Source organism: Pelotomaculum sp. FP, from assembly GCF_004369245.1.
Lineage (GTDB): Bacteria > Bacillota > Desulfotomaculia > Desulfotomaculales > Pelotomaculaceae > Pelotomaculum_C > Pelotomaculum_C schinkii.
Genome location: NZ_QFGB01000037.1, coordinates 1 through 15598 on the forward strand (window position 1 = coordinate 1; position 15598 = coordinate 15598).

At 50.1% G+C, this 15598-nt stretch carries 17 protein-coding genes; 9 read left to right on the forward strand and 8 right to left on the reverse strand.

What is annotated here, in order from left to right; genetic code table 11:
• Nucleotides 1-653: 653 nt before the first annotated feature.
• Entirely contained in the window at nucleotides 654-1478 is an 825-nt protein-coding gene (locus tag Psfp_RS13910; RefSeq protein WP_282434344.1) for a class I SAM-dependent methyltransferase, read from the reverse strand.
• Nucleotides 1479-1705: 227 nt separating this feature from the next.
• Between Psfp_RS13910 and Psfp_RS13915 the strand changes: the two genes are divergently transcribed.
• From Psfp_RS13915 to Psfp_RS13935, 5 genes are all read left to right on the forward strand, one after another.
• Nucleotides 1706-2122, forward strand: coding sequence for a DUF6147 family protein (locus Psfp_RS13915; RefSeq protein WP_134219145.1), 417 nt, complete (start codon nucleotides 1706-1708; stop codon nucleotides 2120-2122).
• A 527-nt stretch (nucleotides 2123-2649) separates the two neighbouring features.
• On the forward strand, nucleotides 2650-3318 hold the full coding sequence (locus tag Psfp_RS13920; protein WP_134219146.1) for a hypothetical protein: 669 nt from the start codon (nucleotides 2650-2652) through the stop codon (nucleotides 3316-3318).
• Between the two features lie 30 nt (nucleotides 3319-3348).
• Nucleotides 3349-3564, forward strand: a complete 216-nt coding sequence (locus tag Psfp_RS13925; RefSeq protein ID WP_134219147.1) for a hypothetical protein — start codon at nucleotides 3349-3351, stop codon at nucleotides 3562-3564.
• A 96-nt stretch (nucleotides 3565-3660) separates the two neighbouring features.
• Nucleotides 3661-4017, forward strand: coding sequence for a Mu transposase C-terminal domain-containing protein (locus tag Psfp_RS13930; RefSeq protein ID WP_134219148.1), 357 nt, complete (start codon nucleotides 3661-3663; stop codon nucleotides 4015-4017).
• 46 nt (nucleotides 4018-4063) lie between these two features.
• The gene (locus Psfp_RS13935) at nucleotides 4064-4666 is read left to right on the forward strand and encodes an IS3 family transposase (RefSeq protein ID WP_243120657.1); all 603 of its coding nucleotides are present in this window, start codon (nucleotides 4064-4066) and stop codon (nucleotides 4664-4666) included.
• A gap of 140 nt (nucleotides 4667-4806) precedes the next feature.
• Here Psfp_RS13935 and Psfp_RS13940 read toward each other — a convergent pair whose 3' ends face one another.
• The 6 genes from Psfp_RS13940 to Psfp_RS13965 all read right to left on the reverse strand — a co-directional run bounded on the left by Psfp_RS13940 (nucleotide 4807) and on the right by Psfp_RS13965 (nucleotide 11538).
• The gene (locus Psfp_RS13940; protein WP_134219150.1) at nucleotides 4807-5982 is read right to left on the reverse strand and encodes a class I SAM-dependent rRNA methyltransferase; all 1176 of its coding nucleotides are present in this window, start codon (nucleotides 5980-5982) and stop codon (nucleotides 4807-4809) included.
• Nucleotides 5983-6271: 289 nt separating this feature from the next.
• Nucleotides 6272-7570: an amidohydrolase gene (locus Psfp_RS13945; protein WP_134219151.1), complete on the reverse strand. Its 1299-nt coding sequence runs from the start codon at nucleotides 7568-7570 to the stop codon at nucleotides 6272-6274.
• Nucleotides 7571-7588: 18 nt separating this feature from the next.
• Complete coding sequence (locus tag Psfp_RS13950) at nucleotides 7589-8839, reverse strand: adenosylhomocysteinase (protein ID WP_134219152.1); 1251 nt, start codon at nucleotides 8837-8839, stop codon at nucleotides 7589-7591.
• 270 nt (nucleotides 8840-9109) lie between these two features.
• Nucleotides 9110-10138: an S-methyl-5-thioribose-1-phosphate isomerase gene (mtnA, locus tag Psfp_RS13955; RefSeq protein ID WP_134219179.1), complete on the reverse strand. Its 1029-nt coding sequence runs from the start codon at nucleotides 10136-10138 to the stop codon at nucleotides 9110-9112.
• Between the two features lie 200 nt (nucleotides 10139-10338).
• A complete protein-coding gene (gene mtnP / locus Psfp_RS13960) occupies nucleotides 10339-11130 on the reverse strand; it encodes an S-methyl-5'-thioadenosine phosphorylase (protein WP_134219153.1) in 792 nt (263 codons plus the stop codon).
• 117 nt (nucleotides 11131-11247) lie between these two features.
• Nucleotides 11248-11538, reverse strand: coding sequence for a hypothetical protein (locus Psfp_RS13965; RefSeq protein ID WP_243120658.1), 291 nt, complete (start codon nucleotides 11536-11538; stop codon nucleotides 11248-11250).
• A gap of 187 nt (nucleotides 11539-11725) precedes the next feature.
• Here Psfp_RS13965 and Psfp_RS13970 point away from each other — a divergent pair, with 187 nt between their 5' ends.
• Genes Psfp_RS13970 through Psfp_RS13985 form a run of 4 tightly spaced genes read left to right on the forward strand, consistent with a single transcriptional unit; the run spans nucleotide 11726 to nucleotide 14449 of the window.
• Entirely contained in the window at nucleotides 11726-12022 is a 297-nt protein-coding gene (locus tag Psfp_RS13970; protein WP_205079578.1) for a metalloregulator ArsR/SmtB family transcription factor, read from the forward strand.
• Complete coding sequence (locus Psfp_RS13975; RefSeq protein WP_134219154.1) at nucleotides 12022-13686, forward strand: FAD-dependent oxidoreductase; 1665 nt, start codon at nucleotides 12022-12024, stop codon at nucleotides 13684-13686. The genes Psfp_RS13970 and Psfp_RS13975 overlap by 1 nt, the downstream gene beginning before the upstream one ends.
• A gap of 13 nt (nucleotides 13687-13699) precedes the next feature.
• Nucleotides 13700-13933, forward strand: coding sequence for a sulfurtransferase TusA family protein (locus Psfp_RS13980; RefSeq protein ID WP_134219155.1), 234 nt, complete (start codon nucleotides 13700-13702; stop codon nucleotides 13931-13933).
• A gap of 39 nt (nucleotides 13934-13972) precedes the next feature.
• On the forward strand, nucleotides 13973-14449 hold the full coding sequence (locus Psfp_RS13985) for a DsrE/DsrF/DrsH-like family protein (protein WP_134219156.1): 477 nt from the start codon (nucleotides 13973-13975) through the stop codon (nucleotides 14447-14449).
• Nucleotides 14450-14631: 182 nt separating this feature from the next.
• On the opposite strand, the gene ftsY is transcribed toward Psfp_RS13985, so the two are convergent.
• Nucleotides 14632-15543 carry a signal recognition particle-docking protein FtsY gene (gene ftsY / locus Psfp_RS13990; RefSeq protein ID WP_134219157.1) on the reverse strand — a complete coding sequence of 304 codons (912 nt, stop codon included), beginning with the start codon at nucleotides 15541-15543 and terminating at the stop codon, nucleotides 14632-14634.
• Nucleotides 15544-15598 lie beyond the last annotated feature (55 nt).

Consider the following 15598-nt stretch of genomic DNA (forward strand, 5'->3'; position numbering starts at 1 on the left):
CGCCTTAGCTGTTCACAATAAATGAATTGAGGCTTATTGGTTTTCCTGTTCCGTGAGCAATATTTATTAATTCTATGTAAACAAGAGAATAAGGGGAGTAGACTCTAAAATTAGGGGTTTAAACCGCAGTCAGCTATGTTTGATAAATACCTGCATATATTTGGTATTTACTCCCTGGTCCTTTTTGCCCATGCTGTCCTGCAGCAGTTCATGGGAATATCTTTTAAATCCAGCCTGAATAAATTCATTTTTCTAACTCTGGTTGGCATTAGTTTGGGCGCAATTTTTGAAATACTCGAATTCATGTCGGATATAACAATTCACCCTACACTCCCAAACCAAAAGGACCTAACGGATACAAATTTAGATCTAATCGCCGATTGCGCCGGCGCCTTAATAGCAGCATTTCATGTCGCAATTATGCCGCTAACGCGGCGCCGGTAGAAGATTGCATAATCAATAAATAAGGATCACCGGCGTATTGTATCCAGAATTGCTAAAGGTAGTGAGGTATCCATATAGAAAAAAGCCGAACGTTTCATAAATCCACGTTCGGCTCAAACCCTTGTCATTACTGATTATTTTGGTATCGGAGGCGGACTTGAACCCGTACGGTTATCAACATCCCTCAAACGTGTTACTCTCTTTGTTTGCTACCAGACCTGGAGGACGGCGCACTTGAGGTAGTGGGTTTCGGGAGAAGCCGGCAGTGTCGGGTGGTCTTTGGCCTGCCGGCGCAGCTCCACCAGACGCAGTTGGCGGCCGGCATCTTTTGCTGCTTCCAGGATGACTTCCATAAATTGCTCCTCTCTCATATGGAACGAGCAGGAGCAGGTTACCAGAAAACCGCCTGGCGGCAACAGCTTCATGCCTCTCAGGTTGCTCTCCTTATAGCCGCGCACAGCGCCCCGCAGTGCCTGCTTGGACTTGGTAAAAGCAGGCGGGTCCAAAATTACCAGGTCATACCGCTCCCCGGCCTTTTCCAGTGCCCGCAGTTCATCAAAAGCATTAGCTTCACGGAAACTGCAAACTTCTTCGAAACCGTTCCTGGAAGCATTTCGCCGGGCCACATCCAGGGCCGGGCCGGCCATATCCACGCCAAGCACTTCCCTGGCGCCGTAAGCGGCGGCATAAACGATGAAGGTACCGGTATGGCAGAAGCAATCAAGCACTCTTGCCCCTTCAGCCAGGCCCCTTAGCGCCATGCGGTTTTCCCGCTGGTCCAAAAAGTAGCCGGTCTTGTTTAATACAGTGTTTCTTGCTATAGCCTTTACCCAGGACTCCAGTTTACCCGAATCTTTTAGCTGGTCAAAATTCTTGATAGCCTGAAAAATAGTTTCCTGGGCAGCCTCCTCGGCCATTGCATGATTATCGCAATATTTGTAGGCGGTATAATATGCGGTTTTATAATAATTTTTATAAATAAACTCTGCTATATCATGACGAGTTTCATTTTTGCCGAATAATTTGAAACGCAAGCAGCTCGCCTTCGTATTAAGTTGGTAATAAGTTATAAATTACGACAAACATTTGAAGAAACCTTTAATGTTTATGAAAAACATACTACGCCCTCGGGTTTCAAGTGCATATTGGTGAATAATGTCGAACCTCGTCTATCGATTTTCAAAAAATATTGCTATTGATGTGCAACCTTTTTTAATATAAAAACTCTACTATATAGAAACAAATCTAAGGAGGACTTTTTATGAGAAGACGCTGTCAACTTATGGTCACAGTTTCAATGTTGCTGTTTTTGCTGACGTCCGGCCTTGCCGAGGCAAAAAACGGAGGGGCTACTCCACAAGCATTTAATTATTTATCAAAAGCCCAAAGCTTAATGTTTGTTAATGCCAATAACACCATCAGCGTTAAAGGAGAAACCGGTGCATACACCGACGTTGAAAAAATTGCGGTTACTGTATATCTGGAAAAGTACAACGGCAGCGGTTGGACTGTGGTAAAGAGCTGGGATAATTGCAATTACGACGATTCAAATGTCATTTGCACAGGAACCTCGGGGACTCTTTCCCCTGGAACTTACAGGGTCAAAAGTTACCACCGAATAGATAATAATGGGACTGTTGAAACAACAAATTCATATTCAAACCAGCAAACTATTTGAGAATTGCCTTCTAAATTAATGGGGGGGTGAATCCGATGGACAAATTTTAAGTGGTCCGTAAGGCGACCCAAGAAATTCGCAATAACTAGCACCTGCATTGCGCCTGCACAAACCACCTATATTAACCTCAATATTATCATTCTAGCGCGTGTGGCATAATTTAACAAATAAATAGAAAAACAAGAGGTTCTATCTGAAATCTAAAATGGAAAGACCCGCGGTAAAAAGTCAAGTCACTAAGTTGGAAAATTTTCAAAGTGTTATGTAAAAAAGGCAATATGAATAGGCACTAGTGAGCAGCAAGGTCCTTCAGGAGCTTGAGGAATTTCGAAAAAAAGGGAAAACCCTAGCGAAGTGAATCTGGTTGGCTACCATATTCGCTAGGGTTTAACAAATAACTTCCCGTATAAAGCGAGAGCTGTTTGTATCATAGCATAGTCTTCGTCTCATGGGAAGGAAAGAAAGGAGAGAAATTTAGTAAGAACTAGCCAGCCAATAATTCTAATTATAAATGGAGGTTAAATTGGATGAAATTTAGTAAGCTAAGTATTATAATGGTTATGATTGTTATTGTTGGGTTGCTCGTACCCGGAATGGCGTTTGCCAACTCTGCAGAAGTTTCTGAGAAAGACTCCGCGAAAAAGAATGCAGCTAAACATATAAGTGAATTCTTGTCTGACCGCGATAAGAGCATTTCAGCACTGAATAAAGCGGCTAAAGCTCCAGTAATAGATACTGAAGAGTATACTTTGAGTAACGGTGACAAAGTTAGAAAAGAATTCCGGAAATTAAAAGTTAATGATAATTTAACAATAGAAAGCACACGAACATATACAATAAGTGCCACTATGCATACTATCGAAGATTCTTACGGTTTGTTCTGGGGTGGCGTACCCGGTGCTGGCGGCTACATGGTAGCTGTCTATAAATATACACATCCAACGATTAACAATCCAAACTCAATGACAACCCAAATTTATGGTGCCTCTGGTCATGTCGAAAATCTTGATACAATGAACTATAGATTTGTAAACGAAGAAGGAACGTGGGATACGGGTGAATCATACAATCCTAGCGCTCAAGTAGTTTTTGAAATGGAAATGAGAATTCCCGGAACCATATATTGGCAAGATGTTACTTATACAAATTCTTGTAAATTTAACAGTTATGGCGAAGCTTCTTTTAGTTGGTCTTAATTGGTAAGAATAGTAGGGGGAAAATGGCAAATGCTAAATTTAGATGACATAAAATTAAAAATTCAGGAATGGCTATCGGTCAATTCTAATTTAATTCAACTAAAAAAACTATTAAACAAAGTTGCCTTTATATTAATCATTGCAGCATATCTTCTGCCTCTGCCCGTTTGGCTTTCCGATCTTTTATTTTGGCTAGCTATATCTATTGCCATTTTTCTCACCTATTTAGAATATAAGTTCAAATAGGTCACTAATAAGTTCTTTGGTTCTAAAAGGGCTGTTGCACATGAACGGAGTGTTCGAAGTGCAGTAGCCCTTGTTTTATCAGAAGGGCAAATAGGGATGTTTCTTGTATCGGTATCCGGTACCACCTTTCCCGGCTTATCGGGTCTTACCCGGCGTTGGTGGGTACATGGTGGAACGGGTGAAACCCCCAAGGCCCGGCTGGCCGCCAGTAAACGAGAACCCCGCCGCATCTCCGTAACTCAACTGATAGACATCTTCCTCTGGGAAGAAAAACGAAAGGTGGATAAAATGGGTTGTATCAAAGTGGCAGGCAACATCTACGAGGTGGACCTGGAGTTGGTTGGGCAGACGGTACTCTTGCGCTACGACCCCTTCTACCTCTCTGCTATCCAGGTCTGGTATGACAACAAGCGCTATGCTGATGCTGTTCCCTTAAACCTGGTTCGTTCTTAACCGGCAGCAAAATAAGCATTACAACGTCAAACGCATCCACAGACTTATGAGAGCTGCAAATCTCCAGGCAGTTATCCGCCGCAAAAAGAAGACATACATACCTTCTACACCTCAGATAACAGCAGAAAATGTTCTTAACCTTAATTTCGAAGCAAAACAAATGAATGAAAAATGGCTTACTGATGTTACTGAATTCAAATATGGTAATGGGCAAAAGGCCTATCTTAGTGCAATATTGGATTTGGGAGATCGCTCAATTGTGTCTTATGTGCTTGGGCATTGCAATAACAATAATTTGGTTTTTAAAACCTTTGATTTAGCCATTAAATACAACCCGGAAGCAAGTCCCTTATTTCACAGTGACCACGGCTTCCAATATACAAATACCGCCTTTCGGGCAAAACTTGATCGGGCAGGGTGTACGCAAAGCATGTCCCGAGTTAGCCGATGTATTGATAACGGGCCTATGGAAGGATTTTGGGGCACACTGAAATCTGAAATGTATTACTTGAAAAAGTTTCATACATACGATGAACTTGAAAAAGCAATTGATGAATATATCCATTTTTACAACTATGAACGGTACCAGGCAAAACTAAACGGCCTGGCTCCGATTGAGTTTCGAAACCAAGCCGTTAATATTGCTTAGTGCTTTTAGTTTTTTATTGTCTACTTGACAGGGAGCAGTTCAATTTAGCGGGTTTTCAGACAAATTATGGTGTCGGAGGCGGGAGTTGAACCCGTACGGTTATCAACATCCCTCAAACGTGTCAATTCTCTTTGTTTGCGCTACCAGACCTGGAGGATGGCGCACTTGAGGTAGTGGGTTTCTGGAGAAGCCGGCAGTGTCGGGTGGTCTTTGGCCTGCCGGCGCAAATCTACCAGGCGCAGCTGGCGGCCGGCATCTTTTGCTGCTTCCAGGATGACTTCCATAAACTGCTCCTCTCTCATATGGAAGGAGCAGGAGCAGGTTACCAGGAAACCGCCTGGCGGCAACAGCTTCATGCCCCTCAGGTTGATCTCCTTATAGCCGCGCACAGCACCCCGCAGGGCCTGCTTGGACTTGGTAAAAGCTGGCGGGTCCAAAATTACCAGGTCAAACCGCTCTCCGGCCTTTTCCAGCGCCCGCAGTTCATCAAAAGCATTAGCTTCACGGAAACTGCAAACTTCTTCGAAACCGTTCCTGGAAGCATTCCGCCGGGCCACATCCAGGGCCGGGGCGGCAATATCGACGCCAAGCACTTCCCTGGCGCCGTAAGCGGCGGCATAAACGCTGAAGGTACCGGTATGGCAGAAGCAATCAAGCACTCTTGCCCCTTCAGCCAGGCCGCTTAACGCCATGCGGTTTTCCCGCTGGTCCAGAAAGTAGCCGGTCTTCTGGCCGCCTGCCAGGTCGACCAGAAAGCCTAACCCGTTCTCATGGATCTCCACCAGTGGCTCAAAAGGGCCTTTTAGGATACCGGTTCTAAGCGGCAGTCCCTCCAATTCCCGCACGGAAACGTCGTTGCGCTCGTATATGCCGGACGGGGCCAGGAGTTCATCCAAAATTTTCACAATCAGGTCCTTGTACCTGTCGATACCGAGGGCCAGCGTTTGCAGCGCCAGATAATCACCAAATTTATCCACAATTAGCGCCGGCAGAAAATCGGCCTCGGCAAAAATCAACCGGCAGGCGTCGGTATCACGTACCACCCGCCGCCGGTATTCCAGCGCCGCCTTTATCCGGGCCGCGAAAAAATCGCGGTTAATCTCTTCAGAACGGTTACGTGTCAACATGCGCACCAGGATTTTTGAGGCCGGGTTGATATACCCGCGCCCAAGAAACTTGCCTTTAGCGTCAATTACCTCCACGATGTCTCCAGGCAGAAAGTCACCGGAGATTTCATCAACTTCAGTCGAGTAAATCCAGGGATGGCCCCCTGCCACCCGGTGCTGCCTGTTCCTGGCCAATTTCACCTCTGCCAAATGCTGCACTCCTGTCTTTTAAAACCGTATTTTTTTATCTAAACCAACCATGTTTTTCAATTGCAAACTTCCCTGAAAATGCAGGTGCGAATTCATTCGCACAAAGGCTACATTATATCACCCAGTTCGGCGCTAACGCGCCGTGTACGATTGAAATCGCACCTGCATCGGCTGGTGTTTTCATGATATGTGACGCCGCGATAGCGGCGTGTGGAACTATCCAGAGATAACGCATATTTATATTCTTATGAGCTGTTTTATAGGCGCGATTTTAATCGCACATTTAGTATTACCGGCCCGCCAAACGGAATGCGCTCTCCTGAGCCCGGCTCATAACTTCTTCCTCGTCAATGGTCAGGACCAGCCTGTCTTCCATGACGATCTCACCGTTAATGATCACGGTGTCCACGTCAGCCGACTGGGCGGCATAGACCAGGTGCGCAATCAGGTCGTGCTGCGGGTAGAGGTGAGGGCGCTGGAAGTCGACCAGGATCAAATCGGCCTTCATACCGGGCTTCAACATCCCCACGTCGCCAAGACCCAGCACACGGGCTCCGTTGGACGTAGCCATTTGCAGGGACTTAAAGGAAGGCATCGCCATCGGGTCGCCGGTGGCGATTTTATGCAGCAGGGACGCTATGCGCATTTCCTCCATCATATCGAGGTTGTTGTTGCTGGCAGCCCCGTCGGTACCCAGGCCTACTATTGCCCCCGCCTTGAGCAGCTCCGTTACCGGGGCAATACCGCTGGCCAGCTTCATGTTGCTGGCGGGGCAATGGGCCACACCGACCTTTTTGGCAGCCAGAACGGCAATATCTTCTTGTTTCAGATGAACACAGTGGGCTGCCAGCACCGGCAGGTCAAAGAGGCCGATTGAATCGAGCAACTGGACGGGTGTCATGCCGTACTTTTCCTCGATTTGCCGGATTTCGTCCTGTGTCTCGGCCACATGGATGTGGATACCGGCATCATACTTCTCTGCTAATGTCATGACCCTTTTTAAATAATCCGGCGGACAGGTGTAAGGAGCATGCGGCCCAAACATGGTGGTAATCCTGCCGTCGGCCCTGCCGCTCCAATCTTTCACCAGTTTTACGTTTTCTTCAATAGCCCGTTCGGCAGCGGGTCCGGCCCCCACCATGCCGCGCGCCAGGCAGGCCCTGATGCCGCTTTCCTCCACGGCCAGGGCCACTTCGTCCATTTCAAAATACATATCGGCAAAAGTAGTGGTCCCCGACTTGATCATTTCCAGGCAGCACAGCATTGCCCCCCAGTAACAATCCTCCGGCTGCAGCTTGGCTTCCAGCGGCCATATTTTCTCGTTAAGCCACTTCATCAATGGCAGGTCGTCGGCGTAGCTGCGCAGGAGGGTCATAGACGCGTGCGTGTGACAGTTGATAAAACCCGGCATCGCCACCATGCCGCTGCCGTCAATAACGTGCTCGGCTATAAAATTTTTGGGGACACATCCTTGAGGTCCCGCTGCTATGATGCTGTCACCCGCGATAGCTACCTCGCCGTTATGAAAAACAGCGTCGTGCTTCTCCATAGTCAACACGGTAGCGCCTTTTATTAAAATTCTAGCCATTTTGCTCCCCCCGGTTACTTATTCATGCCACTCTCGCATGTAAGCTTCCTGCTCGCTGGTAAGGCTGTCAATAACTACGCCCATCGATTTAAGCTTAAGAGCGGCCACCCGCCGGTCAATCTCCTCCGGTACGTGATACAGCCTCTTCTGGAATTGTTGTGCGTTTTCCACAATATACCTGGCTGAAAGCGCCTGCACGGCAAAGGACATATCCATGATTTCAGCAGGATGCCCGTCACCGGCCGCGAGGTTAACCAGCCTTCCTTCAGCCAGAAGGTAGATTCTGCGCCCGTCTTTCAGGGTGAACTGCTCGATATTATGGCGAGCCTGACGCTGTTCCACCGCCATGGCTGCCAAATCAGGTTTGTTGATTTCTACGTCAAAGTGCCCGGCATTAGCCAGGATGGCCCCATCTTTCATTTTTATGAATTGGCGCTGTGTAAGGACATCCCGGCAGCCTGTAACCGTGATAAAAATATCACCCTGGGTGGCGGCCCCATCCTTGTTCATGACCTGGTAGCCGTCCATGCAGGCCTCTATCGCCCGCACCGGGTCAACTTCGCACACAATGACACGGGCGCCCAGCCCTTTGGCACGCATGGCCACGCCCTTGCCGCACCAGCCATAGCCCATTACTACCGCAGTCTTGCCGGCTACCACCAGGTTGGTAGTCCGCATGATCCCGGACCAGACCGACTCTCCGGTACCGTAACGGTTGTCAAACAGGAACTTGCACTGGGCGTTGTTTACCGCGAGCATCGGGAAGAGCAGCTTGCCCTCGCGATCCAGCGCTTCGAGACGCCGGATGCCGGTGGTGGTTTCCTCGCAACCGCCGGCAACCCCCCCGGCCAGGTCCCTGCGGATCGTATGCAACAGGCTGACCAGGTCTCCCCCGTCGTCAATGACCACCTGTGGCCGCGTATCAAGAGCCTGCAGCAGGTGGTTATGATACTCCTGGCCGCTGGCGTTATGCCAGGCGTAAACCTTTATCCCTGCCGCGGCCAGGGCCGCCGCCACGTCGTCCTGGGTGGAAAGCGGGTTGGACCCGGTGACGGTCACTTCCGCCCCGCCGGCCCGGATAACCTCGGCCAGGTAGGCTGTTTTGGCCTCCAGGTGAATGGACATCGCAACCCGAGCGCCGTCGAAGGGACGGTCCCGCTCAAATTCCTCGCGTATATGGTTCAACACAGGCATGTGGGCTCGCACCCAGTCTATTTTTAATCGCCCGCCAGGAGCGAGCTTAATGTCTTTAATAGCATAATCGGACAAATCAGTCTGCCTCCTTGTTGAGAGATGGGACGTGAGTCGTGGGTATATACTGCATTCCCCTGGGGTCATGCACGAATAAATTCGCACCCGCTTTGTTCAGCGGAGAATCGTATTCGCAGCGATAAGACAGGGGCCGGTTTGAAATGAAGCGTTAAGAAAATAGACCTTTAATCATATAAGCCTTCAGCTTTTTTGATATAGTTACGATTTCTGCAGACACAGTTTAGGATTTTTACATTGCATTTGGCTTTTGTAGGAATGGTTCGGCTATTACCCCTCTACCGTTTTTTTAAGGTTCTCCAGGTAGGGCGGGCGAACAATCCCCCGTTCGGTGATGATGGCTGCAACCAGACGGGCCGGTGTAACATCAAAGGCAGGGTTCCAGACCTGCACCCCCGTGGGGGCTATTTGTTGTCCGGCCAGGTGGGTTACCTCGGCCATATCCCGTTCTTCAATTGTTATCTCGGAACCCGAGGTCAAGCTCAAGTCTACCGTGGAAATGGGGGCGGCCACGTAAAATGGGATATTATGCTCTTTGGCCAGGACCGCCAGGCTGTAGGTACCGATTTTATTGGCCACGTCACCGCCGGCGGTAATGCGGTCCGCGCCCACCAGTACCAGGTCAACCATGCCTTTGGCCATCAAATAGCCGGCCATATTATCCGTGATTACGGTTACCGGGATGCCCTCCTGGCACATTTCCCAGGCGGTCAGACGGGCGCCCTGCAAAAGGGGCCTGGTCTCACCGGCAAAAACGCTTATATCTTTGCCTTCCTCCCTGGCCGCCCGGATCACCCCCAGGGCAGTCCCGTAACCCGCTGTAGCCAGAGCCCCGGCGTTGCAGTGGGTAAGAATGCGGGCCCCTTGTGGTATAAGCTCCCGGCCGTATTTCCCCATCCTCCTGTTACCGGACTCATCCTCCTGATGAATGGCGTGGGCCTCGTCAAGGACAACTTGCCGAAGTACCGCCGGGTCGTCCGACTGGGCGCCAACCAACCTGCGCATGACCCGGTCTACAGCCCAGCACAGGTTAACAGCCGTCGGCCTGGTGGCCGCCAGTTCACCGGCTGCCTCCCGTAATTCTGCTATATAGGCCTCCCTGGAGCCGGTTTCAATTTTCCCGGCCGCCAACGCCAGACCGTAAGCAGCGGCCGCCCCGATGGCCGGGGCGCCACGCACCGAAAGGTTTTTAATCGCTGTAGCCACCTCGTGGTAATCACTGCACCTGAGGTAATTTACCGTGCCGGGGAGGCCGGTCTGATCCAGCAGTTCCAGCAGGCCTTCCTCCAACCAGCGCATGGTTTCCAAAACTGTTCACCCCCATTATGCTTTACCAAGCTGCTGAAAATGATAGGTTCGTACAAATGGTCGCAGGGTACAGGTGTATCCTGTCCCCCAACTTGGTTATGAATAAATGATTAGAAGGATGAATACTCAGCGATGTGTTTAAGGGATTATACTGCGTTCCTTTGTGGTCAGGTGCGAATGAATTCTCTGTACTACCCCAGTTTGACCTGGTCCAGCGCACTATGGCAATCACAGCGGCGATCCGGGTCAAGCCAGTGGATGGCCTGCATTACCAGTTTTCTGATGTTCTCTCCGTACTGCATCATCACATCTACAACTTCCTGGTGCGTCAGGCGGCTAGGGGATATCCCTGCGGCATAGTTGGTAACCATGGCGATAGTGGCGTAACACATTTCAGATTCCCTGGCCAGACAGACCTCCGGGACACTGGTCATACCTACCAGGTCGCCACCCAGCAGGCGGTACATTTTTATCTCGGCGGCCGTCTCAAAACGGGGTCCCTCGCAGCTGACGTAGGTCCCTGACGAGTGCGAGGTAAAGCCCAGGCTGCGTGCGGCATGTGAAAGGATCTCCCGCAGTTCCGGGCAGTATGGCTCGGTCATGTCAACGTGCACCACCCCGGACATGCCCCCGTCAAAAAAGGTGTGCTGCCGGCATTTGGTAAAATCAAGAAACTGGTCTACAAAGATAAAGTGACCGGGCTGCATCGCGGGGTTAAGCGACCCCACGGCTCCGGTGGCCAGAATATTCTTGACCCCCAGTTTTTTCAAGGCCGTAATATTGGCACGGTAATTAATCAAGTGCGGCGGGACTGAATGGTCTTCATGGTGGCGGTTCATAAAAGCCACCGGTTTACCGCGGTAGTTTCCGATTTTGAGCTGCACTTCACCGTATGGCGTTCCCACAGTCTCATCTCTAATGTTAGTCATAATATTCGGGTCGTATACTCCCGTTCCGCCAATCACGGCAATTTTTACTTCCATAATTATCTAGCCCCCTCTTCGTTGAGTGCAATGAGCAATTTGGATCTTTCTCCTAATATTCGCCTCTTTTGGTTTCTTTTCCTCTTCAGCGTAAAAAATAGGCAGTGGTTTAATTCATCAGCTGCCGCCCTCCACCTTCAGGAAAGTGAGGCGGTGGTCATAATGACAATTTGGACAGGCAAAAAGGTGGACACAGTGGGCGCCGTCATCACAGCCGTAACCATCCTGGTAGATGTCCTGAGCCAGATAAGGGCTGTAATCGTCGTAATAATCCTGGATTTTTCCAGCGTCAACCATCTGCCGGCCGCAATTGGGACAGTTCTTCTCTACTGCGATCAAGCTGTTGCAAACCGGACACACCACCACAGCGCTCACCCCGAAAGAAAAGTATGTAACTACTATATGCAAATGAATCAACTATGATTTTCAACCACATACTACCGGCAAAAAAAACATCTACGTACAATGTGTGCCCAGAGCAGGTTTTTATTGTACCCTTTTAGTTTTTCCCGAAAAGTTTACAATAGTCCGTTGACAAATATATCTTAATATCGTAATATATGAATTAACAGATTAATACAAAGGGGTAATGATATTGAAGGAAATGGAGCCATATATTGAGAAAGCGGAACTGCTCAAAGCGCTGGCCCATCCCACCAGGCTCTGCATTGTCCACGGCCTGCTGGAAAGCGAGTGCAATGTCAATTACATCATAAGCTGTCTTGAATTACCCCAGTCAACGGTTTCCCAGCAACTCGGTATCCTGCGCAGCAAAGGGATTATTGAAGGCCGCCGCAAGGGAACTGAGGTATGCTATAAGGTTACCAATGAACTAGCCCGCGAGATTGTAAGATTTTTATTTTTTGATCAAAAACAAGAGGAGGACTCATAATGAATCCCCAAAAACAAAAGTTACTCATTATCGGCGGTGTAGCCGCGGGTACCAAAGCAGCCGCCAGGGCCAGGCGGGTGGACCCCGACTTGGAGATTACGGTTATAACCAAGGACCAACATATTTCTTACGCCGGGTGCGGTCTTCCCTACTATATAGGCGGGGTTATCAGGGAGGAGAAAGAACTGCTGGTCAAACACCCGGAAGATTTTCAGGTGGACATGGACATCAAAGTCCTGACCCTTCAGGAAGCCCAAAAAATCCTGCCGGAGGAAAAGCTTGTAATTGTAAAAGATCTTTCCAGCGGTGAGATCCGGAACATGCCTTATGACAAGCTGCTCCTGGCGACCGGCGCCTATCCCCTTGTTCCGCCGCTGGATGGCAGGGAATTGGGCAATATCTTTACCCTGCGCACCGTTTCAGACGCTTCTGCCCTCAAGGAAAAGCTGCACGGCAACCCGCGGGAAGCCGTTGTTATCGGCGGAGGGCTGATTGGTTTGGAAGCGGCGGAAAATCTGGCGCGCCTGGGTATCAAGACTACGGTAATCGAACTGGCCCCCCACGTCCTGCCGCCTTTTGACCGTGACGTGGCCCTGCATGCGGAAAAACACTTGAGAGAAAATGGGGTTGAAATCCTGACCGGGACAGCCGTTAAGAGTTTTACAGATAACGGACAGGGAGAAGTGGGCGCCGTACTGACCAGCGCCGGCGCCATTAAGGCCGATTTCGCGGTGCTTGCAGTGGGAGTTCGCCCCAACGTGGAACTGGGCCGGCAGTGCGGTATCGCCTTGGGACCGACCGGGGCTATTGCCGTGAACAAAAAGATGGAGACAAATATTAAAGACATCTACGCCGCCGGTGATTGCGCCGAAAATACCAACCTTATTACGGGGAAACCGGTATGGTACCCAATGGGGTCCAATGCCAATAAAACCGGCCGTGTAGCCGCCAATAACATAGCAGGTGGCGGCGGGGATACCCTCGAAGGATTTTTGGGAACGGCGGTTGTTAAACTGTTTGACCTTAACCTGGCCAAGACCGGCCTGTCAGAAAGAGAAGCCAGAGCCATGGACTATGATCTAGAAACCGTCCTGGTTCCGGCCCCCGACCGGGCCCACTACTACCCTGGCAGTCGCCAGATAATAACCAAACTCATTGTTGAACGTCAGAACCGCCGCGTCCTCGGCGCTCAGGTTTTTGGCGAGGGCACAGTGGATAAACCAATTGATATCCTGGCCACAGCCATCACTTTAGGAGCAACCGTCGACCAGGTGGCAAAGCTGGACCTGGCCTACGCCCCGCCCTTTTCCACCGCCATGAGTTCAACCATCGTCGCAGCCAACGTGATGATGAATAAACTGCAAGGAAAGTTTAAGGGAACCAATCCCCTGGCCCTGAAGGAAAGGATGGATGCCGGAGCAATCCTCTTGGATATCAGAACCGAGGAAGAATTCTTCGTCCGCTCCATCCCGGGTTCCATCAATATTCCCCTGGGCCGGCTCATGTCCCGGCTCGATGAGTTGGACCGCGCCAAGGAGATAATTATTAACTGTAAAGTGGGATTTCGCTCCTACAACACGCTTCTGAAGCTTAAGAAGCTCGGCTTTGAAAACCTCAGCATCCTGGAAGGCGGGATCAGCGCCTATCCTTTCGAAATTGAATAAGGAGGCTTGAAAAATGGCGGAAAAGTTTATCAATTGCAGAGGGCTGCAGTGCCCGGGACCGATCGTGCGTCTGTTTAAGGAAGCCCAAACCTGTGCCGCTGGGGACATCATGGAAATCGAGGCAACCGACCTCGGTTTTAAAAAAGACATAGCTGCCTGGTGTAAAAAGACGAAAAACGAGCTGCTCTCCCTGGAAGAAGAGAACGGCGTTATTAAAGCCAGGATCAAAAAAGTTGACCAGTCTTAGTTCCCCGCTGATGCCTGTTTTTTTGAAAGGGTGGTAACAATGGACAGCAATAAGAAAACAATTATTGTTTTCAGCGGCGACCTGGATAAGGCGATGGCTTCGCTGATTATTGCCAACGGCGCCGCCGCGATGGGCAATGAAGTGACCATGTTCTTTACCTTCTGGGGCCTCAACATCCTGCGCAGACCGGAAAAGGTCAGAGCCAGAAAAACCTTCCTGGAAGCCCTCTTCGGCTGGATGATGCCGCGCGGCGCGGGAAAACTTGGCTTATCGAAAATGAATTTCGGCGGCATGGGCGCCTACATGATGAAAATCATCATGAAACAAAAAAATGTCAGCACCATCCATGAACTTTTAGAATCAGCCAGAGACCTGGGGGTAAGGCTTATCGCCTGCACCATGTCCATGGACGTCATGGGGCTGAAAGAAGAGGAACTAATCGACGGCCTTGAGTACGCCGGCGTGGCCACCTACCTTGGCGCAGCCGACGAGGCCGGTGTTAACCTGTTCATTTAGACACCTCTGCGGCTGACCCGTCGAGCAGAAGATGAAACTTTTAGCCAATGCGGGTTCTAATGCGCATTCGTTGAAATATTCAGCGGATGCTTTTTCTTTTTAGCTGCAACGTTACAGTAAGAGCTATAAACCAGGGATTATTGTGTACATCCTTCTCAACAACCCCGTCCCCTTGTCAACCTTTAGGAGAAGAGGGCGTCGACGAACTCCACCGGGTTGAATTCCTTCAGGTCGTCGATACCTTCCCCGATACCGATCAGCTTCACCGGGATGCCCAGGGTCTGCCTGACTGCTATGATGACACCGCCCTTTGAGCTGCCGTCAAGCTTGGTCAGGGCAATGCCGGTTACCCCGGCGGCTTCGCAGAATAGTTTGGCCTGGTTGATTGCATTTTGGCCGGTGGTGGCATCCAGTACCAGCAGGACCTCGTGGGGGGCGCCGGGCATGTCGCGATCCAGCACGCGGCCAATCTTCTTCAGCTCCTCCATGAGGTTGCTTTTGGTATGCAGCCTGCCGGCGGTATCGATAATCAACAGATCAGCCTGACGAGCCTTGGCCGCCTGCAAGGAGTCAAAAGCAACCGCAGCCGGGTCGGAACCCTCCCGGTGCTTAACCAGGTCTATACCGACACGGTCAGCCCACACTTCCAGCTGATCGATAGCTGCGGCGCGGAAAGTGTCGGCGGCGCCTAGAATAACCTTCTTGCCTTCCGATTTATATAGATAAGCCAGTTTACCGATAGTGGTGGTTTTGCCTACACCGTTTACTCCCACAACCATTACTACGGTTGGAGAATCCAAACTGGTATTGAGACGGCCCGGCAGAGAACCAAGCATTTCCCGGATGAGTTCTTTAAGGAGAGGCTTCAACTCGGCAGCGTCCTCAACCCGCCGTTCCCTGACGGTGCGGCGCAGCCTGTCCACCAGTTCCATAGCAGTAGTGACACCTACATCGGCCTGCACCATCACCTCTTCCAGTTCCTCGTACAAATCCTCATCAATAGCCTTGCGGAGGTGTACGAGATCGTCGATTTTCTCGACAAAAGAATGGCGGGTTTTGTTCAGGCTATCCTTTAAACGGTTGAAAAAGCCCATGAGCCAAATTGACCTCCCGGATTACTCGATATAGTTCATGCAGATCTAAGCTGCA